Here is a 21,491-nt window from a genome sequence, read left to right on the forward strand (position 1 = left end):
CCATGACGCAGCAGCTTTCATCATGAGGGGATACGTTTTTTTTGCAGCGCCGCTTGGGGGATGCTGATGCGCGGTTGCAGGAGCTGGCTGCTTCTCCCGGTGGCGCTGGTACTGGTGCCGGGCATGGCGCTTGCCAGTGTGTCGATCAGCACAGCATCCTTGGAAAGGGGCGACGCCAGGACGCGCATCGTGCTGGAGTCCCGCACGGAGCTGCGCTTCAGCCTGTATATCCTGCGCCATCCCGGGCGCGTGGTGCTGGAGCTCGAAGACGTGGAACTCACCGCGGCGCTGACGGGGCTGGCAGGCCAGATCACCGCCGATCATCCCTACATGCAAGCGATGCAGGTCAGGCCCTCCCCCTCTGGCACCGGGGCGGTTCTTCTGGAGTTCGGGCTCAAGGCGGAGGCCGAACCCAACATTTTTTCGCTCAAGCCCGAAACGGGCAGGGGCTACAGGCTGGTGCTGGACATTGCACCATCTGCCGCACCCACAACCCCACCTGCACCTGCACCTGCACCTGCACCTGCGGCGCGCCCCACAATGCCCCCCCGGCAGCCGCCGGCGCTGGCAGCCTCAACGTCGCCCCCGGCGGCGCCCGCCACAACTCCCGGACCCCTGCGCCGCGCCGATGAGTTGAACCTGGTGTTGCTGGAGGTGCAGCTGGATGAACAGGTGTTGGCCGATGCCATCACGACCTACCAGGCTGGCCGCGAGACATTTCTGCCTCTGGGTGAACTGGCCAGGCTGCTGACGCTGGCGATCCGGACGCAAGCCGGGCAGGGCACCGCCGACGGTTATGTGCTGAGCGAGGCTCGGGGCTTCAACCTGGATGCGCCCCAAGGCAGGATCACGCTGGCCGACCAGACCCAGCTCTTTGACCGGACGCTGGTCCGAGTGGAGGGCGACGACATCTATGTCGCGGCTTCTCTGCTGTCGCGCTGGTTGCCACTTGATTTCGAGGTGGACCTTTCGAGCCTGGCGCTGCGGGTCAAGCCCAGGGAACGCCTTCCTTTGCAGGAGCGCCTGGAGCGTGAGCGCCGCGCAGGCAAGCTGGGCGCCCGCACCGGTTACGAAGATCCGGGCTACCCACGCGTGGACATGCCTTACCGCCTGCTGGGCGTGCCTTTTATCGACCAGACCTTTGGAATGGGGCTGCGAACCGGCAATGGCAGCAGGCAGACCAGCGCCAACTACACCGCTTACCTGACGGGCGACCTTCTGGGCCTGGAATCTGCTTTTTTTGTCAGCAGCACCCGGCAGGACCCGTCGCCCGACGTGCGTTTCACCCTGGCACGCCACGACCCTGATGCAGGCCTGCTCGGCCCTTTGCGCGCCCGATCGGTGATGTTCGGCAGCGGTGTCTCCTCTCCCAGTGTGACGAACATCGCCGGCCGCAGTGCAACCGGCAAGGGTTATGGGCTAACACTCAGCAATCGTCCCATCACCCAGCCGACCAGTTTTGACCGCCATACGCTGCAGGGTGACCTGCCGCCCGGCTGGGATGTGGAACTGTATTTCAACGAGGCCCTGGTCGGTTTTCAGAGCTCGCGCGCGGACGGCCGCTACAGCTTTGACGACCAGCCTCTGGCGTATGGGGCCAACGAATTTCGCCTCGTGTTTCACGGGCCGCTGGGCCAGCAACGGGTGGAGCGGCAGAGTTTTTTGCTCGAGCAATCCAGCACGCCGACCGGTGCGTTTTACTACAACCTCGCCCAGCACCAGGACAGCGCGGGCCAGTCGCGCTCGGTGGCCCAGTTCGAGTGGGGTCTGAACAAGTACCTGACGGGAACCGGCGGCTTTGTCCGTTTGCCGTCATCGCTGACCACCGGCAGCACCACCACGGCGGCCACCGGCGTCTCCGGTAGCGACGGACAGCTGTACAGCAACCTGGGACTGCGTGGCTTCTGGAAATCCTTCATTCTCAGCAGCGACCTTTACCGCTCGTCCAATCGCGGCTGGCTCAATGAGTCAGGCCTGAAGACCCGTGTCGGACCTGTCTCGCTGAGTTACAGCCACCTGCGGCTCAAGGATTTCGTCAGTGAGCTGTTTTCGCGCAGCGCCGATCCATTGCGCACACGCGACAAGCTGCGGCTCGACGGCGCCATTCCGGCCGGCTGGTTGCCGCGCTTGCCGGTGACCGTGGAAGTCCAGCGCGAGCAGTTTCAATCCGGCCTCAGCAACGTGGCCCTGACCGGCCGCGTCGCCGCCTATGTCAGGGGCACGTCAATAGCCAATCAGCTGACCTGGCAAAACTCGGGCGGAGCGACCACGGCCAGCGGCGCCCTGCAACTGAGTTACCGCGTCGGGGTCACCGGTCTGAGTGGCCAGTTGGGCTACCTCCTCAAACCGCAGGCAAAACTCGATACCGTGGTGCTTTCGGGTGACAGGCGGCTGGGCGAAGGCTATCTGCTCAACCTCGGCCTGGTGCGCGCCATCAGCAGCCGCGAAACCCTGTACACGGCAGGCTTGAACAAAAGCCTGGGCAGTTACGGGCTGGGACTGAGCACCAGCTATTCCAGCACAGGGGTGCTGACCGTGGGCGTGCAGCTCTTTATTGCCATGGGCCGGGAACCGCGCCAGGGACAGTGGCGGTTTGACGCGCTGCCCAAAGCCGACAGCGGCGCCGCATCGGCACGGGTTTTTGTGGACAGCAATGCCAACGGCATCATGGACGCCGGCGAAGAGGCGGTTGAAAACGCCGCGATCACCGTCAACGGCAGCCGGGCGCCGGTGCGGACCGATGCCGCAGGCATTGCCTGGCTGGACCGTTTGCCGACGCGGCAACATGTGGACCTGGCGGTCGATACGCAGACACTGGAAGACCCTTACTGGGCGCCGGTGCGCAAGGGCGTGCGTATGGTGCCACGCCCCGGACATGTGGCGGAAATTGACTTTCCCATCATTTTGACCAGCGAAATTGATGGCACGGTGTACCTCGCCGAGCACAATTCGAAGCGCGGCATCGGCGATGTGGTGATCGAATTGCTTGACAGCAACCGGCGTGTCGTCACTACAATCAAGACCAGTTCCGACGGCTATTACATTGTTCCGGCCATACCCCAGGGCCGCTATTACGTGCAGGTTTCCCTGGAGCAACTGGGGCGGTTCGGTCTGGTTGATCCGGGTGTGCGTGAGATCAACATCCTGCCCGACGGGAAATTCATCAACGGCGTGGATTTTCTGCTGCGAAAAAAGCCGGCCGGACCGGTGTCCGGTTTTCCCCGCGAGGAGCATCATGAAAAGAAATGATTGGTGGCCAACGATTCCTCAGCCGGCCATGGCCTGCGCGCTTTTAATCGGCGCTTGGGCCCTGACGGCCGGCAGCAGCCATGCTGCATCGGCGGTAGGTACGGTGGGGGCCACCGTGGTTGAGTCGGTGACAGTGGTCATCACGCCGCCGCCGGCGCCCACACCCGTGGCGACACCCGCCCCCGCGCCTGCCGTGGTTGAAACGCCGGCCTTGGCGGGGACCGTCTTCACCGTTGAAAGTTTCACCAGCAGCCTGTCCACCAGCGGTCCCTTGCTGCGTGTCGGGGGGGCGCCTCCCTCCGGCACCGGTGGAAGTGGTGTTCAGGGGAGCGGAGCGGCGGAAGGGGGCGGCGGAACGCAGGGCGCCACGGCTACACAGGGCAGCGTGGGCGCAGGTGCCGCGCCGCCAGCGGCCAGTACCGCGACCGTCAATGTGACGCGCAAGGCCGATGGCTCCCTGGCCGTCAGCGGTGGGTCAGGGCTGACCTTTGCCGTGTCGGAACCGGTCAATGGCGCGGTCAACATCGAGTACAACTGACCTGGCTGCAGCTACGATTGCACCGGCGCCGCTAACGTTTTTGATATTGCGTCTTGCCAAACAGCACTTCGCGTGCCTTGTCGTCGGTGATGGGGCGGCGCAGATCGGCCAGCACCTTGACGCCGCGCTGCACGGCAGGCCGGACCGCGATGACGTCAAACCATTTCTTCAGGTGCGGGTAGTCGGCCCAGGTGATGCCGTGGTTTTCCCAGTTGCGCAGCCACGGGAAGATGGCGATGTCTGCAATCGTGTACTGGTTGCAGGCGATGAACTTGCTGCCCGCCAGCTGCTGGTTCATCACACCGTAAAGCCGTCGGGTCTCGTTGGTGTAGCGTTCGATCGCGTAGTCGATTTTCTCGGGCGCGTACTGGCGGAAGTGGTGGGTCTGCCCGATCATGGGGCCGACGCCGCCCATCTGGAACATCAGCCATTGCAGGACCTGGAACTTCAACCGGTCACTTTTCGGCAGGAATCTGCCGGTTTTGGCCGCCAGGTACAGCAAGATGGCACCGGATTCGAACAGTGCCATGGGTTTGCCGTCTGGCCCCTCGGGGTCCACCAGCGCGGGAATCTTGTTGTTCGGGCTGATGGCCAGAAACTCGGGCTGGAACTGGTCGCCGGTGCCGATGTTGACCGGAATCGCTTCCCAGTCGCGACCGAGGCGAAAGCCGCACTCTTCCAGCATGATGTGGACCTTGTGGCCGTTGGGTGTGGGCCAGGAATAGACTTTGAGCATGAACGCAACCTTTGGAACTATGATGGCAAAGAGCTTGTCCGCGCCGCTTGCTGGCGGGTGGACAGGTTCTCAAGCACTTTAAGAGAAAAGCCGGAACCATGTTTGAGCGCCTGAAAAAGGTCTTTGTGCGAAGCGAGACTCAGCCGCTGGAAGCGGTAAGGCCCGACGCGGTGTCGGAGTGGGCCAGCACGCACGGCTTCAGTTACTCCAGCCAGGGCAAGGGCGCCGGTTGTGTGCTGACCGGCAAGGTGAAAGGCAAGCCCTGGAAGCTGGAGAGCGGGGCGGCATCACGCGACTACATCGTCGGGGAGGAGCTCCGTGCCCGTGCAGCGCTGGACATCAACGAAGATGCGGCGGTGCTCATCATGAACCGGCCACTCAAGGAGTCGCTGGAAAAACGCGCCTACGCGATTTACACCGACACGCTGCAGACCACCGCCGACCCCAGCCTGCCCGAGGAGATGCGCTGGCTGGCCATGTACGAGGAGTTCGGCTGGAGCAGTCTGGTGCCCGAATTCTGGGAGCGGTACACCGTGCTGGCCGACCGGCGCGAAAATGCCCTGGCATGGCTGGACAGCAACCTGGCCGAACTGCTGCTTCACTGGCCCGAGCCGGGCCCGGATGCGCAAACTCCCTTCATCCTGATGCTGTTGCGCGGCAAGGCCTACCTGCGCATGCAGTACAGCCCGCCCAGCATCGCCACGCTGCAACATGCCGCGATCGTGTACACCAGCGCCTGTGAATCGGCGCTGGCCGGCCTGTCGACCGATATCACCCTGTAGTTTTAAGTGAAATCGGGCTCCAGCCCAACAGGGTCGGGCGCTGCCAGCTATATTTTTGATAGCGAATGTAGGAGCTGGCCGCCGGTTCAGCTGCCGCGGGTAATGGGCATCTCGACCGCACCGGGTAGGCCCAAGTGTTTGGCCAGTTCCAGCTTGGCCAGCGAGGCACGGTGCACCTCGTCCGGACCGTCGGCCAGGCGCAACGTGCGCTGGTGGGCGTAGGCATAGGCCAGCGGGAAATCGTCGGACACGCCGCCACCGCCATGCGCCTGGATGGCCCAGTCGATGATCTGGCAGGCCATGTTGGGCGCAACCACCTTGATCATCGCGATTTCGGCCTTGGCGACCTTGTTGCCGACCGTGTCCATCATGTACGCCGCCTTGAGCGTCAGCAACCTGGCCTGGTCGATCATGCAGCGTGCATCGGCAATCCGTTCGTGCCAGACCGACTGGCGTGCCACCGGTTTGCCGAAAGCGATGCGGCTGTTCAGGCGCTTGCACATCAGTTCGAGTGCGCGTTCGGCAATGCCGATGCTGCGCATGCAGTGGTGAATGCGTCCGGGGCCAAGGCGGCCTTGCGCAATTTCAAAACCGCGGCCTTCGCCGAGCAGCAGGTTGCCCACCGGCACGCGCACGTTGGTCAGCCGCACTTCCATGTGGCCGTGCGGTGCGTCGTCGTAACCGAACACGCTCAGGGGGCGGATCACGGTGATGCCGGGCGCATTGGCCGGCACCAGGATCATGGACTGCTGCTCATGGCGGCCCGCGTCGGGGTTGGTTTTGCCCATGACGATGTAAATCGCGCAGCGCGGATCGCCGGCGCCCGACGACCACCACTTCAGGCCGTTGATCACATAGTCGTCACCGTCGCGGACGATGCTGCACTGGATGTTGGTGGCGTCGGACGAAGCCACTTCGGGCTCGGTCATCAGGAAGGCCGAACGGATCTCGCCCTTGAGCAGGGGTTCCAGCCAGCGGTCCTTGTTGGCTTCCGAACCGTAACGGGCGATCGTTTCCATGTTGCCGGTGTCGGGCGCGGAGCAGTTGAAGATTTCTGGCGCAAAAGGCACGCGGCCCATGATTTCGCACAGGGGCGCGTATTCGAGGTTGGACAGGCCTTCGGGCGCTCGCGGCGAATGCGGCAGGAACAGGTTCCACAAGCCCGCAGCGCGGGCCTTGGGTTTGAGCTCCTCGATGAGGGTGGTCGGAATCCACGGATTGCCCTTGGCGCGGTTCTCGGCAATCTCGCGGAAGAAACGCGCCTCGTTCGGGTAAACATGCTGGTCCATGAAGGCCAGCAGGCGGGCCTGCAGTTCCTGGACTTTGGGGGTGTAGTTGAATTCCATCGTTATCTCCTGGAGTGGCGTCGTCGTAAAGGGGGAAGGCCGTCAGGCGCTCTGTGACTGGCTTTTCTGCGCAAAATCCCATGCCATGCGAGCCAGTGCAGGCGCACCTTTGGCAGAGGCGACGGCCTGGGCGCTGGCCGCGGTGCCGGTTTCAACGCGCTTGGCGATGCCCTGCAAAATGGCCGCGAGCCGGAACAGGTTGTAGGCGAGGTAAAAATTCCAGTCGGCCTTGATCAGCTCGGGGCTGGCAAACCCGGTGCGTTCGCAGTACAGGCGGATGTATTCGGCTTCGCTCGGGATGCCCAGGCTGGCGACGTCCAGACCGCCGATGCCGCGGAAAGCCCCCGGCGGAATGTGCCAGGCCATGCAGTGGTAGCTGAAATCGGCCAGCGGGTGGCCCAGCGTGGACAACTCCCAGTCCAGCACTGCCAACACACGCGGCTCGGTGGGGTGAAACATCAGGTTGTCCAGGCGGAAGTCGCCATGCACGATGGAGACCATGGCCTCGTCGCGCGCACTGGCCGGTATGTTGGCAGGCAGCCAGACCATCAACTGGTCCATCTCGGGGATGGGCTCGGTGATGGAGGCGGTGTACTGCTTGCTCCAGCGGCCGATCTGGCGCTCGAAGTAGTTGCCGGGTTTGCCGTAGTCGGCCAGCCCGCGCTCGGCGAACTTCACCTTGTGCAGCGCGGCAATGACGCGGTTCATCTCGCGGTAAATATCGCCGCGCTGGGAATTCGTCATGCCCGGCAGTGCCTGGTCCCACAGGACGCGGCCCTCGACAAACTCCATCACGTAGAAGGCCCGGCCTATCACGGATTCGTCTTCGCACAGGCAATACATTTTGGCGACCGGCACGTCGGTGCCCTGCAGGCCGGTCATGACCTTGAACTCGCGCTCGACTGCATGGGCCGAAGGCAGCAATTTCGCGACCGGCCCTGGTTTTGCGCGCATCACGTACGAGCGCTGGGGCGTGATCAGCTTGTAGGTCGGGTTGGACTGGCCGCCCTTGAATATTTCGGCGCTCAGCGGGCCCTGAAAACCCGGCAGGTGTTTCTCGAGGTAGGTACTCAGCGCGTCCATGTCGAAAGCGTGCTGGCCCGAAACCGCGCGGGTACCCAGGAAATGGTCAAAGTTGCTCATCGTTTCATTTTTCCAGGTCGGCTTCAGAAATGCGCATCAGCGCTTCGCGGTTGCGCACCACCAAGCCGCCCGGTTCGATGCGGATGGCATCTTCGCGCTCCATGGCCTTGAGCTCCTGGTTCACGCGCTGGCGCGAGGCCCCCAGCAATTGCGCCAGTTCTTCCTGGGCCAGTTGCAGGCCGATGCGCACCTCGCGCCCGTCGCTGAGGCTGCTGACGCCGTAGCTGCGCACCAGGTGCAGCAGCTGCTTGGCCAGCCGCGCGCGCAGGGGCAGGGTGTTGAGGTCTTCCACCAGGCCGTAGAGCTGCCGGATGCGGCGCGCGTGCAGGCGCAGCATGGCCTCGTACAACTCCACATGGGCGGCCAGAATCTTTTTGAAGTCGGCCTTGGCCACGCACAGGATGGTGGTCTCGCCATGCGCATAGGCGTCGTGCGTGCGCCGGTCGCCGTCGAAAATAGCCACATCGCCGAACCAGATGCCGGGCTCCACATAGGTCAGCGTGATCTGCTTGCCCGAGATCGAGGTCGAACTCACCCGCACGGCGCCTTTGGCGCAGGCAATCCATTGTTCCGGCGGGTCGCCGCGGGCGGCGATCAGTTCGCCATCCTTGAAACGTTGGACGTAAGCGCATCGAAGTATGTCGTGCCTGAGTGAGGGGGATAGGGATGAAAACCAGCGGCCACCGTTGATGGCCTCTCTTTCGTCTATCGTAAGAATGGGATCGTCCATAGCCTGTCTTTTGGGTGACTCACAAGAGAGCTATTGTCGCGCCAGCGACGATGCCGCAGACCTCCATCTGTCGCCTCGGTGTCCCGGTCACCCATCCGCTGCACAGGCATGGCCTGCGCGCCCAGGGCCTGCTCAGTCGTAGACCGGCGGCCGCTTTTCCAGAAAGGCCGCAATGCCTTCGCCGCCATTGGGGTGGTGCAGGTTGCGCACGAAATGCCCGCGTTCGGCGTCCAGCTGCTGGCTCAGGGTGTTGGCCTGCGCGTCATTGATGAGTTCCTTGATGCTGGCCAGCACATTGGGCGCGCGTGCATTAAGCGTGTCGGCCAGTTTCAGTGCCTCGTTGAGCGCATCACCGGCGGCGACGCTGCGGTTGACCAGGCCCAGCGCCTGCAGCCGCGGTGCGCCTATGCGTTCACCACACATCAGCAGTTCGGCGACCAGCGCGCGCGGCAGGGCACGGCTCAGTGCCCAGCTGCCGCCGCCGTCAGGCGACAGCGCCACGCTGCTGTAGGCCATCACAAACACGGCGTTGTCTGCCGCGACCACGAAATCGCAGGCCAATGCCAGTGAAAAACCGGCACCGGCCGCGGCGCCCTCGACCGCTGCAATCACCGGCTTCGGGAAAGTGCGTATCGAATCGATCCAGCTGTGCAAGCCGTTGATGCTCTGGGCTTGCACCTCCGTCGGCAGTTGCCGGTTGCCCTGCAGGCGATGCAGGTTGCCGCCAGCGCAGAAGTTGGCGCCTTCCCCGGTGATGACCACGCTGCGGATGTCGGGGTTGTTCTCGGCCGCGTTGAGCGCTTCCACGCCCGCGGCATAGATTTCCGGGCCGAGTGCATTCTTGAACTCGGGGTTGCTCAGGGTCAGCACCAGGGTGGCGCCGTCGCTGGTGCTTTTCAGTGCGCCTGCCATGTCAGTTTTTCCAGTACAGCGAAATAGGGAACAAGCAGGAAGCATGGTCCCATACAAACGGGGGCCGCGGAACCGGCTTCGCCGGGCCGCAGGCGCCGCCCCCTATAGGGGGGAAGGCGCTACACGCAGTGAGCGTCCGACGGGGGTGCTTCATGCTTCTTCGTGCATCAGGCTCAGGCCGATCGCTCCGCGGCGGCGCAGCCACGGGGAAGGGCGGAAACGCGGATCGCCGTACACGGTCTGCATGTTGAACAGCACTTCGAGGACGTTGGTGGGACCGTAACGGTCGCCCATGGCGAGCGGGCCCATGGGATAACCCAGCCCCAGCGTGACGGCGGTCTCCAGGTCTTTGGGGCTGCAGATGCCCTGCTGGCAGATGTCGCTGGCAATGTTGACGATGGCGGCCACCACACGTTGCGTGACAAAGCCGCCGCTGTCGCGAATCACGCTGACGGCCTTGCCGTCGCGCGCAAACAGCGCGTGCGCGGCGTCACGCATGTCGCTGCGCGTCGCGGGGTTGGTCGCCAGCACGCGGCGCTTGCAGGTTGCGTCGTCGATCAGCATGTCGATACCCACCGTGCGTGCGGGGTCGAGCCGCTCGACCACGGCCACGGTGGTGATGTCAAAACCCAGAGGCGCCACCAGCACCAGGGCATTCATCGAAGGCGATGCACCGGTCTCTATGCTGGCGCCGAGGTTCTTGAGCAGTTGCAGCAGCTCCGACCGGCGCGCCGCCCGGGGCGACACCCAGACCGGGGGCATTTCGGCCACCACGGGAACAGGCGGCTCCGCAGGGGTTTGCGGGGCGCCGTCGGTGTAGCGGTAAAACCCTTCGCCGGTTTTGCGGCCCAGCAGGCCACCGGCCAGGCGCTGCGCGGTGATCACGCTGGGGCGGTAGCGCGGCTCCTCGTAGTACTGGTGGTACACCGACTCCATCACCGGGTGCGAGACATCAAGCGCGGTCAGGTCCATCAGTTCAAACGGCCCGAGCTTGAAGCCGGCCTGGTCCTTGAGGATGCGGTCGATGGTGGCGAAATCGGCAATGCCTTCACTGACAATGCGCAGGGCCTCGGTGCCGTAGGCCCTTCCGGCGTGGTTGACGATGAAGCCCGGCGTGTCCTGGGCCTGCACCGGCGTGTGGCCCATCTGCCGCGCGAAGTTCGCCAGCGCGCTGCAGGTTGCAGCTTCTGTCTTGAGGCCGGCAATCACCTCGACCACTTTCATCAGCGGAACAGGGTTGAAAAAATGGTAGCCGGCAAAACGCCCCGGATGCTTCAGTCCGGCGGCAATGGCCGTGATGGACAGCGAGGAGGTGTTGCTTACCAGGATGGTTTGTCCGGAAACAACACTTTCCAGCGACAAAAACAGTGACTTCTTCACATCCAGACGTTCTACAACCGCTTCGATGACGAGGTCGCAATCGGCCAGATCGTCAAGGGTGTCGGCACGCAGCAGGCGGGCTTTGTGGCCGGTGGCCAGCGCGCCGTCGAGGCGGCCCTTGTCCACCAGTTTGTCCCACTGCGCCGCCAGCGCGTCGCGCGCCTTGTCGGCTGCGCCCGACTGGGTGTCGAACAGCTTGACTGTGCTGCCCGCCTGAGCGGCGATTTGTGCGATGCCACGGCCCATGGCGCCCGTGCCAACCAGGCCAACAGTTTTAAAAAGAGGTTTCATGGAAAAGTATTATCCAGCAGCCCGGACCGCGTTCGACATCCTGTTGGAGGGGTGTTGGCAGGGCCTGCGTCGTTTGCGCGGTCCCGGAGCGCGAGTTAGACTTGTGCGTCTGGTTTCTCCACGGTAGTGCGCAGAGGTGGGCTGCAGGGTCAGACGGGTCGGCCCAGGGCCTGCAGGGCACGGGGCCTTGTCTTTTTTCGTCCCAGTGCTCTCTGTCTGCACCTTCCGTATGTGCCGGACATGCCAGAATCAACCAAGTGAACACCTTTTTGCATCCACTCCAACACCGTGCCCTTCTGACAGGGGGGTTGTGGCTGTGTCTGTCGGCGGGTGCTTTGGCGGTGACACTGGGGCCCAGCACCCGCTCGGCCGTGTTGGGTCAGCCGCTGGATCTCTCCATGCAGCTGATGCTTGACGCCGGCGATGACCCGCAGGCACTGTGTCTCGAAGCCGATGTTTTCTACGTGGACAAACAGCTGGACAAGGCCAGTGTCCGGATAACGCCGGAAAAGGCGACCACCGCCCAGGACTGGTTGATCCGTATCCGCTCTGCGACACCCGTCGAAGGACCTGTGGTCACTGTGCATCTGCGTGCCGGGTGCGTACAAAAAACCACCCGTCGTTATGTGGTGCTTGCGGCAACCAAACCGCGCGCGGTAGGAGCCAGTCTGCAAACCACGCTTGCGGCGGCAGATCTGCAGCCAATGTCTGCGGGCGCCCCCCCGGCGGCGTCAGCGGTGGCCGGCACGACTGAAGGCAACAAGGTCCAGACGCTGGAATCCGAGCTTCGCCAATTGCGCGCAGACATGATGCGCAACCAGGCAGCGCTGGCCGAAAGCCGGCTCCAGCTCGAGCAGGCCGAGAACGCGCGATTCGGCAAGGTGGTTGTGTATGGCCTGGCCGCACTCTTTTCCATCGCGGTCATGGGCCTGCTGTTCCTGTTGTACCTGCGCTCCACCGCCCAAGCGGCGGGCACCGTCTCTTCCTCCGAACACAGCACTTTCAGTCCTGAATCCGGCCTCTCGCCAGGCGTGACGCTGGCCGCTGCAAGCCGCTCCGCCGAGCTCGATGTCAATGAGTCGCTGTTCGACGGGCTCAGGCGCGCCTCCCGCTATCCGGCGGTCGAGTCCATCCCGTCGTTGCCGCCGCGCGACCGGCCCCGCTTCTCGGTCAGCGTGCCTTTCGTGCCGCGTACCGTCAAGGTTCCGGAACTGTTCGATCTTCAGCAACAGGTGGAATTTTTCAGCTCCATGGGGCAGCAAGCCAAGGCCATCGCGCTGCTTCGCAAGCATCTGGTCGACAACGTCAAAACCAGTGCGCTGGTTTATCTGGACCTGCTGGATCTGTACCACCAGACCGGCAACCTGCAGGATTACGAAGACTTGCGTGACGATGTCAACAAGGTGTTCAACACCCGGATCCTGCCTTTTGACGGTTACGTGGCGACGAGTGCGGGGGGGGCCGCCTATGCCGCCATTTTGTTGCGGATCCAGGCCGCCTGGCCGACGCGGCAGGTCTTCAGGATCATTGAAGAGGCCCTGTTTCGGGAGCCCGGGGACGGCGCTGAGGTGCTGGCCCTGGAAGGGTATCGCGAACTGCTGCTGCTGTATGCGGTGGGCCGCGAAATCATCGAACTTGAATCCGGCTCGGCAGGCAGCAGCGGTGACACCCATTGGCCCGATCTGGCGATGCAGCCGAGATCCTCGCCACGCCTGGGTCTGGACATTGACCTGACCCAGCTGTCAGGCGGCAGCGACAGCAAACCTGCGGGCAACCAGGCCACTGCCAGGATGTCGCCGGCGGGGCGTGATTTCCGAACGGAAAGTGCAGGGGCCGGCTCACCCTCCAGCCTTGCGGAACTGCTGCACACGGCACGGCGCAGGGACGGTCAGCGCACCGGTGCGCCCTCCATGGCCTCACCTTTGTCCATTGCGCCCAACTCCGTGAGGCCGACGGGGCTGGACTCGCTGGTGGACTTTGACGACTACGACACGGGCTACCGGCCCGACGACTTCGACAAATCCAGCCGCTCCTGAAAAAGCGCTGCGACCAGCCAGCAAACCCGGACCTGCAGGGCAACCCGGCCTCCACAGTGCCGGGGTTTCCTCCGACCTGCGCACCCACTGCCTGTCAGCGTCCCACGTGGCGGCACTTACGCCTCGCGTTGTTTCAAAATGTAACCATGCATACTTTTTTCTTCACCCCTTGAACCTTTCCCGGTTCCTTCTGGCGGTGATGCTTGGCAGCTGGGCGGGGACCGGGATGGCCGTTTCGCTGGGTCGCAGCCAGGGACCAGCCCTCGTGGGGCGCGCCCTGGATATTTCCATCCAGGCCGTGCTCGACGGTTCCGAGAGTTCCGCCACCGCATGCCTGGGCGCCGACGTTTTTTATGCAGACAACCGGGTGGAAAATTCCCGGGTCCGTGTTTCCCTGGAGAAGACCGGCGCCGGCCAGGAGGCCTTGATCCGCGTCCGGGCCTCCTCCGTGGTGGACGAGCCGGTGGTGACCGTGCTTGTACGTGCTGGTTGCGGGTCGCCAATCGAAAAACGTTATGTGCTGCTGGCCGACCTGGCGCCCCCGCAGGCAAGCGCCGCTCCTGCTAACCCGCCAGCGCCGTCCCGCGAGCGTGTGGCGGCACTCCCCACTCCGGTTGACGCCCCGCCAGTGCTTTCTGATGTGAAGCAAAGGCCGGTGACGGGCCGTCTCCAGCCGCAAGGGGCGCGCAGTGCGCAGGCAGGACCTGCTCAGGCCAGGACAGCGGTCCGTGCGCCCGTCAAACCCGTTGCGCGGCTCACACTCGAGCCGCTGGATCTCTCGCTGGAATTTCCCCCGCAACTGAAGGTTTCCCGGGACCTTCTGAGCTTGCCGGCGGCCAGCGCCGAGCAGCGCGCCATGGCGGCAGCCATGTGGAAGGCACTGACTGCGGAACCGGGCGATGTGCTCCGGGATGTCGGCAAGATGAATGCGATGGAGTCGGACCTGCGGCGCCTGAGCGCCGAGACCAGAATCAACCGGGATGCGCTGGCCGCGCTCCAGGGCCAACTGCAACAGCAGCACAACGCGCGCGTCTGGCTCTATGCAGGCATTGCAGGACTGATTCTGGCCCTGCTCACCGCGGCCTATATATGGCGGCGCCGGCGAGCCGGGTTCGGGGCGGATGACGCTGGCGGCCCCTGGTGGCGCAGGAAAAACCCCGGTGAGTTGAACTGGTTTGCGCAGGACACCGGTGCCTATGCCAATGATCACGCGGACAGCTTCCCGGCAGACAGCGACCTGCTGTACCTGGCCTCACAGGACAGGGAGGAGGGCGCGCAACGCAAGGGCGGCACACCTTTGCCAGTGCCGAGGGCCCCGGCCGCTCCCCCACCTCCCGTGTCGCGCCGCGACCGGGTGGATTTCGCGCTGAGCATGCCCCACACGCCGCGTGCAGTCAAAGCCGAAGAACTTTTCGATGTCCAGCACCAGGTTGAATTTTTCATCTCCATCGGAAAGCACGAACAGGCCGTGGCGGTGTTGCGCAGCCATATTTCCGAAGAGGTTCAAACCAGCGCGCTGGTCTATCTGGATCTGTTCAGCCTTTACCACCAGCTCAAGCGGCGCGGGGATTTCGAGGGCTTGCGCGCTGAATTCAACCGGCTGTTCAACGCCGACCTGCCTGCGTTCGAGTCGTACTCGGGCACCGGTCCGGGTTTGGAGGCCTACCAGGCGGCGCTGTCCCGCATCGTCTCGCTGTGGCCGACCCCCAAGGTCCTGGAGGTGATCGAAGAGTCGGTTTTCCGCAAGCCGGGGGCTAGCGCGGAAGCGTTTGGGCTGGAGGCCTATCGCGAGCTGCTTTTTCTCTACGGTATCGCCAAGGAGATCGTGCAGTCCCAGTCTGCTGAGGGTGAAAGCCTGCTGGATTTTGACCTGCCTTCCTTGCCGGCCGCGGCCGCGGCCCCGGCCCCCCCCAGCCGCGCCCACCACGGCGGGGCGGGGGAGCAGGGCGGGCGCACGGCGATCCACCCCCATTCTGCGGCGTGCGGCGGCGAGCGCGAAGTGGATTTCCCCTACTTGCATGCCGAGGCCGTCCTGGACATTGATCTGGGCACGCTGGAGAAGGACGGGCCGATCCCGACGGCAGGACTGCCCGCCGGCCTTGCCCCCGCGCTGAAAACGCCTGTGCCCGCAGCCCTGACAGACGGATTTGGCGACTTCAACCTGATCGACTTCGAGGTGTCGGGGTCTTCGCCTTCACCTGCCGCGGCGGTCAGGCCGGCAAAAAGTTAGGGCTTTGTTGCAGGCTTGCGGGTTTGCTGGCAGGCCGCATCAGCGACGTACCTGCAGCGCTCCGGGGTTCACGATATTGGTGGGAGTGCCCTTGATGAAGTTGACCACGTTGTCAAACGCAGAGCTGAAATACATTTCGTAGCTTTCCTGCTCCACATAACCAATATGCGGCGTGCAGATGCAGTTCTCCAGGCGCAGCAGGGCATGCCCCTGCAAAATGGGCTCTGACTCGAACACATCGACGGCTGCCAGTCCGGGGCGCCCGCGGTTCAGGCCGGCAATCAGTGCTTCGGGTTCGATCAGTTCGGCGCGTGAGGTGTTGACCAGCACGGACGAGGTTTTCATCTGCGCCAGGTCTTCCAGGGTCACCGCCCCGCGTGTGTCGTCCTGCAGCCGAAGGTGCAGGCTGAGCACATCGCTGTCCCGGAAAAACTCGCTCTTGGAAAGGGCCACTTCATAACCGTCGGCCTGGGCACGTGCGCGCGAGGCCTGGCTACCCCACACCAGGACGCGCATGCCAAAAGCGCGGCCATAACCGGCAACGATCTGGCCGATCTTGCCGTAGCTCCAGATGCCCAGGGTCTTGCCCTTGAGCACCGAACCGATGCCGAAATTGGGCGGCATCGAGGCGTTTTTCAGGCCTGCCTGCTGCCAGGCGCCGTGCTTGAGGTGCGAGACATAGTGCGGAATCCGGCGCATGGCGGCCATGATCAGGGCCCAGGTGAGTTCTGCCGGTGCCGTTGGTGATCCCACGCCCTCGGCGACGACAATGCCACGCTCGGTACAGGCGCCGACATCGACATGGCTTCCGACGCGGCCGGTCTGCGCAATCATCTTGAGCTTGGGCAGTTTTTCAATCAGCTGGCGCGGCAAATGCGTCCGCTCACGGATCAACACGATTACATCGGCATCCTTGAGCCGTACCGAGAGCTGGCCCATGCCTTTGACGGTGTTGGTGTAGACCTTGGCCTGGTAAGCGTCCAGTTTCGCGGCGCAGGCGAGTTTGCGCACCGCATCCTGGTAGTCGTCAAGAATCACAATATTCATGCCGATATTGTGCCTGCAAGTTTTTCCCCTGTGAGGCGGCGCGGGCACAAGGACGGCAAGCCATCCCGAAAAGGAAAGCAGATGTCTTTCGCAGTTGCGGGCCGCCGCGCGGCAGCAAGTGCCGCAACGGTTTTAGCCTCCCTGTGACAGGACGACAGGACGACAGGACCAGGGGTCAGGACCCCAACCCGCAAGGTTTTTCAGGCGGCCTGGACAGCCGCCTCTCTTTGGGCCATGCGGTCGAGCTCGGCGCAGACATCGGCCATTCGGCCCGAAATGACCATGCGGCCGGCGCAGGAAGGGCTGACGCCGGCCTCAAATTCGCGGACGATTTTCAGCCGGCGCGGCGACGTGGCCTTGGCCACTGTTTGACAAGGCTTGTGGCCTGCCGTCGCTGCGTGGCGGGCGCCCGCAGTCGTGTTTTTGAGGGTCACTGGCAGTTCCTCCGTCGCCTGGCGCCGTGATGCCGCGACAAATGCAGGCAATGGGGTTGCTGGCGATACTGGCCGCAGCAAGGATGCAAGCGCCTGCAGTGGCGAGAGCAGCAAGGACAAAAGGGGTGAGAGAGCGGGTGAACGTGAAAAAACGGCGATTCCCATGAGAACTCCAGAAGTAGAGGTAAACACAGGCAGGATTGAAAACTGAACAACCGCCGCACCAGGGTGTTGGTCCACGCGACCAAACGCCCGCCACCTGTTGCGCGGAAAAAAGGGAGGCAGTGCACGCATGCGCACTGCCCGAACCATGGCTACATCAGCTACATCAGCATGGTGTTGCGTATCAGGCCCACAGCCAGCCCCTCGATCTCGAAGGCATCGCCGGGCTCGACCACAATGGTTTTGAAGTCGGGGTTTTCGGGCAGCAACTCGATCAGGTTCTTGTTGCGGCGAAAACGCTTGACGGTGACGTCATCGCCCAGACGCGCCACCACGATCTGCCCGTTTTTGGCTTCCTTCGTCTGTTGCACGGCCAGCAGGTCACCGTCCATGATGCCGGCATCGCGCATGCTCATGCCACGCACCTTGAGCAGGTAGTCGGGCTGGCGCTGGAACAGGCTGCTCTCGAAATAATAGGTGTGGTCCACATGCTCCTGCGCGAGAATGGGGCTGCCAGCAGCAACCCGCCCCACCAGAGGCAGGGCGAGTTGGGCCAGGCTTTGCAACGGCAGGGAAAACTGTTTGATGCGTGACTCGTTGATGGAGCGCAGGGTGTCGCTGCGCAGGCGGATGCCGCGCGAGGTGCCGCTGACCAGTTCGATCACGCCTTTGCGGGCGAGGGCCTGCAGGTGTTCCTCGGCGGCGTTGGCGGATTTGAACCCGAGTTCGTTGGCAATTTCGGCGCGCGTGGGCGGGGCGCCGGTGCGGGCAATGGCGCTTTGAATCAGTTCAAGTATCTGCTGCTGGCGTGCAGTCAGTTTGGGCATGTCGGAAAAATCGTTGAAGCTGCTCATCACGGGGCTCCTTGTCAAACAGGTGATTCCATCGTCCAGAATGGATGAAGAACCTTGGCGAGCTGTTTTAATATCCAGTAGCTGTATTTTCATCCAGTTTTTTAAAGAATGCAAGTCTCAACGCTTATGAACAGAAAAATCGTGATTCTGGGTACCGGCGGCACGATTGCCGGCACCGCAGCCAGTGCCGCGGACCACACGGGCTACACCGCCGCGCAGGTGGGCATTGCCCAGCTGGTCGAAGCCGTGCCGGCTCTGGCCGAGGGTTCCTGCGATCTGGTGACCGAGCAGGTCGCGCAAATCGACAGCAAGGACATGAGTTTTGCGGTCTGGGCCCGGCTCGCTGCCCGGGTCAGCCACTTTCTGGCGCAGCCCGATGTGCAGGGCATCGTCGTGACGCACGGTACCGACACGCTGGAGGAAACCGCCTGGTTGCTGCACGCGCTGCTCCATCCCGGCAAGCCCGTGGTGCTGACCTGTGCGATGCGCCCGGCCACGGCGCTGGCGCCCGACGGCCCGCAGAACCTGCTGGACGCCGTGGCCGTCGCTGCACATCCCGGTGCTCGCGGCGTGCTCGCCGTGTGTGCGGGCGTCATTCACGGCGCGCCGGATGTGCAGAAGGTGCATACCTACCGGCTCAACGCTTTCAGCTCGGGCGATGCCGGGCCGGTCGGTTATGTCGAGGAAGGGCGCTTGCGCCTGGTGAGAAACTGGCCTGAAGCCACCGTCCATCAAGCGCCGGCAGCTATCGAAAAGATAGTAGAGCAGCAGGACGGACGGGGTTGGCCCCGCGTCGAGATCGTGATGAATTATGCGGGCGCGGGCGCCGGTGTGGTGCAGGCGCTGGTGGCCGGCGGGGTGCAGGGCCTGGTGGTGGCGGCGACGGGCAACGGCACGCTGCACCATGAGCTCGAGGCGGCGCTGCTTCAGGCGCAGGCCGCCGGCGTGCGCGTGGTTCGCGCCACACGTTGCCTGGAGGGCAGGGTGTTGCAAAGGGCCGGCGACGCGATAGCCGATTCGCAGGGCCTGAGCCCGGTGAAGGCGCGGGTGGACCTGATGCTTCAATTGATGGTCAGGCACGGCTGACGCGATGTTTGCCGCCCTGAGGTCCCACCTGTGGGCTTATCCGGCGCTGGAGATGGTGCATATCAGCGGCATTGCGCTGTTGCTCGGCAACCTGGTGCTGCTTGAATTGCGCGTGTTCGGGTTGGGTGCGGCCTTGCCCGTCAGGGACCTGGCGCGCCTGAGCCTGGGCCTTGCCCTCAGCGGCTTTGTCATCGCGGCTGCGTCCGGCCTGCTGATGTTTGCGTCCCAGCCGGCCGAGTTGCTGGCGAATCGCGCTTTCACCCTGAAGATGCTTCTGTTATTCACCGCGGCGTGTAATGCAGCCTGGTTCCACGGACGCGGCTCGCTCGACAAACTCGATGTCTGGGCGCGCGTGCAGATGGCGGTTTCCACCCTGATCTGGCTGGCCGTACTGGCGTGCGGCCGCTGGATCGCCTATCTCTGAGCAAACCATCCTTCAAGGAGCTGACAGATGAAACGACGTGACGTGATCGGGGCCGTATGTGCCGTTTCCAGCGCCAGCCTGATGCCTTTTGCGCGGGCGCACCACGGCTGGAGCGGTTTTGACCAGGACCGGCCGATTTACCTCGAGGGCAGGGTGCTCAAGTCCCTCTGGCAGAACCCGCATGTGGAGCTGGAAATTGAATTGCCAGCCACACTGAAGCTGCCGGCCGACCTTGCCCAGCGCGCGTTGCCTGCGCAGAGCGCCCCGGTCGATGGCAAGGCGTTGCTGGCCAGGGCCGTCGTGCCCACGCGCAAGGACAGGCGCTGGGAGATCGAGCTGGCGCCCCTGACGCGACTGCAGGCCTGGAAAGTCGCCGAGATCAAACCCGGCACGCAGGTCTCGGTGTTGGGCTTCACCTTTGCCCGCGAGAAGGGGGACGCGGTGCTGCGCGCCGAATACCTGTTTGTCGACGGCAAGGCGTACGGCCTGAGGTCCAGTCCGGCCTGAGTGACGGTGAATGGCGCCGAGTGACGCCCAGCAAAAAGGCCGTCGACAGACGGCCTTTTTATCGTGTTGCGAGAGCGCTCAGTTCGACAGCGCTTCGAAGGCCCTGGTCGTGATTTCATCGACACCGCCCATGCCGCTGATCGCGCGGTATTTGGGCGCGGCTTCGGGCGCTGCCTTGGCCCAACTCGAGTAGTACGCCACCAGCGGACGGGTTTGCGCGCTGTAGACCTCGAGGCGCTTGCGCACGGTTTCTTCCTTGTCGTCTTCGCGCTGGATCAGCGGTTCGCCGGTCACGTCGTCCTTGCCGTCCACCTTGGGCGGGTTGAACTTGACGTGGTAGGTGCGGCCCGAGGCCGGGTGCGAGCGGCGGCCGCTCATGCGCTCGATGATGGCCTCGAACGGCACGTCGATCTCCAGCACATAGTCCAGCTTCACACCGGCGGATTTCATGGCGTCGGCCTGGGGAATGGTGCGCGGGAAACCGTCGAACAGAAAGCCCTGGGCACAGTCCGGCTGGGCGATACGTTCCTTGACCAGGTTGATGATCAGGTCGTCGCTGACCAGCGCGCCGGCATCCATGATCTTTTTGGCTTCGACGCCCAGTGGCGTGCCGGCCTTGACCGCGGCACGCAACATGTCGCCGGTGGAAATCTGGGGAATGCCGTATTTCTGGCAGATGAAGGTCGCTTGTGTTCCCTTGCCAGCGCCTGGCGCGCCCAACAAAATCAGTCTCATGGATGTCCTTGGATTTTTATGAATTCGGCAGCGGGCGGGTGGCCTGATGCCGGCCCCGGCCTCACATTATTTTGAGCTGAAGGATAGCATGCGTCCCCTGCGCGCAGCTTACACAAACAGCCGTCGCACGCGCTCCAGGTCCTCGGGGGTGTCGACGCCAGGTCCGGGCGCCTGCGCGGTGACGTGGACGGCAATGCGGTGGCCGTGCCAGAGCGCGCGCAGTTGCTCAAGCTGCTCGAGCTGCTCCAGCGGTGCTTGCGGCAAGGCCGGAAACTGCCGCAGGAAGCCGACGCGGTAGCCGTAGATGCCGACATGGCGCAGCGGCGGCGGCAACTGACTGCCGGCACCCCACCAAGCCTGACCGCCGGCATCACGCGCTACGGGTATGGGCGCACGGCTGAAGTACAGCGCAGTATTGCGCGCATCGAGCACCACCTTGACCACGTTCGGGTTGTTCAGGTCTGTGATCGAGTTGATGGCGTGCGCGGCGGTACTCATGGCGCAGTCGGGCCGATCGGCGAGTAAACCCGCCACCGCGTCAATCAGCGCGGGATCAATCAGCGGCTCGTCGCCCTGCACATTGACCACCACTTCGTCGTCACCGAGCCGCAGCAGATTGCAGGCTTCGGCCAGGCGGTCGCTTCCGCTGGGGTGATCGGCGTGGGTTAAAACCGTCGAGACTTGGAAGGCCGCGCAGCTTTCGGCAATACGTGGGCTGTCGGTGGCCACCACGACGCGCGATGCGCCGCTAAGCAAGGCGCGTTGCGCCACCCGTACCACCATGGGTATGCCCGCGATGTCGGCCAGCGGTTTGTCGGGCAGGCGGGTGGACGCGAGGCGGGCCGGGATGAGGACGGTGAAGCTCATGC

The 21,491-nt window shown here is 63.9% G+C and carries 19 protein-coding genes; 8 read left to right on the forward strand and 11 right to left on the reverse strand.

The genetic code is table 11. The features are described 5' to 3' along the window. Window positions 1–66: 66 nt before the first annotated feature. On the forward strand, window positions 67–3,249 hold the full coding sequence (locus tag PSV40_RS00990; protein ID WP_300533217.1) for a carboxypeptidase-like regulatory domain-containing protein: 3,183 nt from the start codon (window positions 67–69) through the stop codon (window positions 3,247–3,249). After that, window positions 3,236–3,787 (forward strand): hypothetical protein, encoded by a 552-nt coding sequence (locus PSV40_RS00995; RefSeq protein ID WP_300533219.1) that lies wholly within the window; start codon window positions 3,236–3,238, stop codon window positions 3,785–3,787. Before PSV40_RS00990 ends, PSV40_RS00995 begins: the two co-directional genes overlap by 14 nt. A 31-nt stretch (window positions 3,788–3,818) precedes the next feature. On the opposite strand, the gene PSV40_RS01000 is transcribed toward PSV40_RS00995, so the two are convergent. Further along, window positions 3,819–4,523 (reverse strand): glutathione binding-like protein, encoded by a 705-nt coding sequence (locus PSV40_RS01000; RefSeq protein ID WP_300533220.1) that lies wholly within the window; start codon window positions 4,521–4,523, stop codon window positions 3,819–3,821. A 125-nt stretch (window positions 4,524–4,648) separates the two neighbouring features. Here PSV40_RS01000 and PSV40_RS01005 point away from each other — a divergent pair, with 125 nt between their 5' ends. Further along, window positions 4,649–5,305 (forward strand): hypothetical protein, encoded by a 657-nt coding sequence (locus PSV40_RS01005; RefSeq protein WP_300533222.1) that lies wholly within the window; start codon window positions 4,649–4,651, stop codon window positions 5,303–5,305. A gap of 86 nt (window positions 5,306–5,391) precedes the next feature. Here PSV40_RS01005 and PSV40_RS01010 read toward each other — a convergent pair whose 3' ends face one another. The 5 genes from PSV40_RS01010 to PSV40_RS01030 form a co-directional block, all read right to left on the reverse strand. Beyond that, complete coding sequence (locus tag PSV40_RS01010) at window positions 5,392–6,651, reverse strand: acyl-CoA dehydrogenase family protein (protein WP_300533224.1); 1,260 nt, start codon at window positions 6,649–6,651, stop codon at window positions 5,392–5,394. Window positions 6,652–6,693: 42 nt separating this feature from the next. Further along, window positions 6,694–7,794 (reverse strand): phosphotransferase, encoded by a 1,101-nt coding sequence (locus tag PSV40_RS01015; RefSeq protein ID WP_300533226.1) that lies wholly within the window; start codon window positions 7,792–7,794, stop codon window positions 6,694–6,696. 4 nt (window positions 7,795–7,798) lie between these two features. After that, window positions 7,799–8,524: a Crp/Fnr family transcriptional regulator gene (locus tag PSV40_RS01020; RefSeq protein ID WP_077594314.1), complete on the reverse strand. Its 726-nt coding sequence runs from the start codon at window positions 8,522–8,524 to the stop codon at window positions 7,799–7,801. Window positions 8,525–8,656: 132 nt separating this feature from the next. Continuing rightward, the gene (locus PSV40_RS01025; protein WP_300533228.1) at window positions 8,657–9,436 is read right to left on the reverse strand and encodes an oxepin-CoA hydrolase, alternative type; all 780 of its coding nucleotides are present in this window, start codon (window positions 9,434–9,436) and stop codon (window positions 8,657–8,659) included. Between the two features lie 150 nt (window positions 9,437–9,586). Beyond that, on the reverse strand, window positions 9,587–11,107 hold the full coding sequence (locus PSV40_RS01030; protein WP_300533229.1) for a 3-hydroxyacyl-CoA dehydrogenase: 1,521 nt from the start codon (window positions 11,105–11,107) through the stop codon (window positions 9,587–9,589). Window positions 11,108–11,505: 398 nt separating this feature from the next. On the opposite strand from PSV40_RS01030, the gene PSV40_RS01035 reads away from it, so the two are divergent. Beyond that, window positions 11,506–13,143: a hypothetical protein gene (locus PSV40_RS01035; protein ID WP_300533231.1), complete on the forward strand. Its 1,638-nt coding sequence runs from the start codon at window positions 11,506–11,508 to the stop codon at window positions 13,141–13,143. 226 nt (window positions 13,144–13,369) lie between these two features. Continuing rightward, a complete protein-coding gene (locus PSV40_RS01040) occupies window positions 13,370–15,373 on the forward strand; it encodes a hypothetical protein (protein WP_300533232.1) in 2,004 nt (667 codons plus the stop codon). Window positions 15,374–15,412: 39 nt separating this feature from the next. On the opposite strand, the gene PSV40_RS01045 is transcribed toward PSV40_RS01040, so the two are convergent. The 3 genes from PSV40_RS01045 to lexA form a co-directional block, all read right to left on the reverse strand. Further along, entirely contained in the window at window positions 15,413–16,420 is a 1,008-nt protein-coding gene (locus tag PSV40_RS01045; protein WP_300533234.1) for a D-2-hydroxyacid dehydrogenase family protein, read from the reverse strand. 200 nt (window positions 16,421–16,620) lie between these two features. Continuing rightward, window positions 16,621–16,854 carry a hypothetical protein gene (locus PSV40_RS01050; protein WP_300533236.1) on the reverse strand — a complete coding sequence of 78 codons (234 nt, stop codon included), beginning with the start codon at window positions 16,852–16,854 and terminating at the stop codon, window positions 16,621–16,623. A 323-nt stretch (window positions 16,855–17,177) separates the two neighbouring features. Beyond that, the gene (lexA, locus tag PSV40_RS01055) at window positions 17,178–17,870 is read right to left on the reverse strand and encodes a transcriptional repressor LexA (RefSeq protein ID WP_170954752.1); all 693 of its coding nucleotides are present in this window, start codon (window positions 17,868–17,870) and stop codon (window positions 17,178–17,180) included. A 126-nt stretch (window positions 17,871–17,996) separates the two neighbouring features. On the opposite strand from lexA, the gene PSV40_RS01060 reads away from it, so the two are divergent. The 3 genes from PSV40_RS01060 to PSV40_RS01070 are packed head-to-tail and all read left to right on the forward strand — an operon-like array spanning window position 17,997 to window position 19,887. Continuing rightward, window positions 17,997–18,956, forward strand: coding sequence for an asparaginase (locus tag PSV40_RS01060; RefSeq protein ID WP_300533238.1), 960 nt, complete (start codon window positions 17,997–17,999; stop codon window positions 18,954–18,956). Window positions 18,957–18,960: 4 nt separating this feature from the next. After that, window positions 18,961–19,380 (forward strand): hypothetical protein, encoded by a 420-nt coding sequence (locus tag PSV40_RS01065; protein ID WP_300533240.1) that lies wholly within the window; start codon window positions 18,961–18,963, stop codon window positions 19,378–19,380. Between the two features lie 27 nt (window positions 19,381–19,407). Further along, window positions 19,408–19,887, forward strand: a complete 480-nt coding sequence (locus PSV40_RS01070) for a DUF6152 family protein (RefSeq protein WP_300533242.1) — start codon at window positions 19,408–19,410, stop codon at window positions 19,885–19,887. Window positions 19,888–19,965: 78 nt separating this feature from the next. Here PSV40_RS01070 and adk read toward each other — a convergent pair whose 3' ends face one another. Further along, on the reverse strand, window positions 19,966–20,622 hold the full coding sequence (gene adk, locus PSV40_RS01075; RefSeq protein WP_300533244.1) for an adenylate kinase: 657 nt from the start codon (window positions 20,620–20,622) through the stop codon (window positions 19,966–19,968). Between the two features lie 108 nt (window positions 20,623–20,730). Next, window positions 20,731–21,489: a 3-deoxy-manno-octulosonate cytidylyltransferase gene (gene kdsB, locus PSV40_RS01080; RefSeq protein WP_300533245.1), complete on the reverse strand. Its 759-nt coding sequence runs from the start codon at window positions 21,487–21,489 to the stop codon at window positions 20,731–20,733. Window positions 21,490–21,491: the final 2 nt, after the last annotated feature.

Source organism: Polaromonas sp. (assembly GCF_029945925.1).
GTDB lineage: Bacteria > Pseudomonadota > Gammaproteobacteria > Burkholderiales > Burkholderiaceae_C > Polaromonas.

Excerpts from the sequence above, each read along its gene's own strand:
- lexA (WP_170954752.1), bottom strand. The coding sequence starts at position 17,870 with ATGAGCAGCTTCAACGATTTTTCCGACATGCCCAAACTGACTGCACGC.
- PSV40_RS01010 (WP_300533224.1), bottom strand. The coding sequence starts at position 6,651 with ATGGAATTCAACTACACCCCCAAAGTCCAGGAACTGCAGGCCCGCCTG.
- PSV40_RS01045 (WP_300533234.1), bottom strand. The coding sequence starts at position 16,420 with ATGAATATTGTGATTCTTGACGACTACCAGGATGCGGTGCGCAAACTC.
- PSV40_RS01040 (WP_300533232.1), top strand. The coding sequence starts at position 13,370 with ATGGCCGTTTCGCTGGGTCGCAGCCAGGGACCAGCCCTCGTGGGGCGC.
- PSV40_RS01000 (WP_300533220.1), bottom strand. The coding sequence starts at position 4,523 with ATGCTCAAAGTCTATTCCTGGCCCACACCCAACGGCCACAAGGTCCAC.
- PSV40_RS01065 (WP_300533240.1), top strand. The coding sequence starts at position 18,961 with ATGTTTGCCGCCCTGAGGTCCCACCTGTGGGCTTATCCGGCGCTGGAG.
- PSV40_RS00990 (WP_300533217.1), top strand. The coding sequence starts at position 67 with ATGCGCGGTTGCAGGAGCTGGCTGCTTCTCCCGGTGGCGCTGGTACTG.
- PSV40_RS00995 (WP_300533219.1), top strand. The coding sequence starts at position 3,236 with ATGAAAAGAAATGATTGGTGGCCAACGATTCCTCAGCCGGCCATGGCC.
- PSV40_RS01060 (WP_300533238.1), top strand. The coding sequence starts at position 17,997 with ATGAACAGAAAAATCGTGATTCTGGGTACCGGCGGCACGATTGCCGGC.
- PSV40_RS01025 (WP_300533228.1), bottom strand. The coding sequence starts at position 9,436 with ATGGCAGGCGCACTGAAAAGCACCAGCGACGGCGCCACCCTGGTGCTG.
- PSV40_RS01020 (WP_077594314.1), bottom strand. The coding sequence starts at position 8,524 with ATGGACGATCCCATTCTTACGATAGACGAAAGAGAGGCCATCAACGGT.
- PSV40_RS01035 (WP_300533231.1), top strand. The coding sequence starts at position 11,506 with ATGCAGCTGATGCTTGACGCCGGCGATGACCCGCAGGCACTGTGTCTC.
- PSV40_RS01070 (WP_300533242.1), top strand. The coding sequence starts at position 19,408 with ATGAAACGACGTGACGTGATCGGGGCCGTATGTGCCGTTTCCAGCGCC.
- kdsB (WP_300533245.1), bottom strand. The coding sequence starts at position 21,489 with ATGAGCTTCACCGTCCTCATCCCGGCCCGCCTCGCGTCCACCCGCCTG.
- PSV40_RS01030 (WP_300533229.1), bottom strand. The coding sequence starts at position 11,107 with ATGAAACCTCTTTTTAAAACTGTTGGCCTGGTTGGCACGGGCGCCATG.
- adk (WP_300533244.1), bottom strand. The coding sequence starts at position 20,622 with ATGAGACTGATTTTGTTGGGCGCGCCAGGCGCTGGCAAGGGAACACAA.
- PSV40_RS01015 (WP_300533226.1), bottom strand. The coding sequence starts at position 7,794 with ATGAGCAACTTTGACCATTTCCTGGGTACCCGCGCGGTTTCGGGCCAG.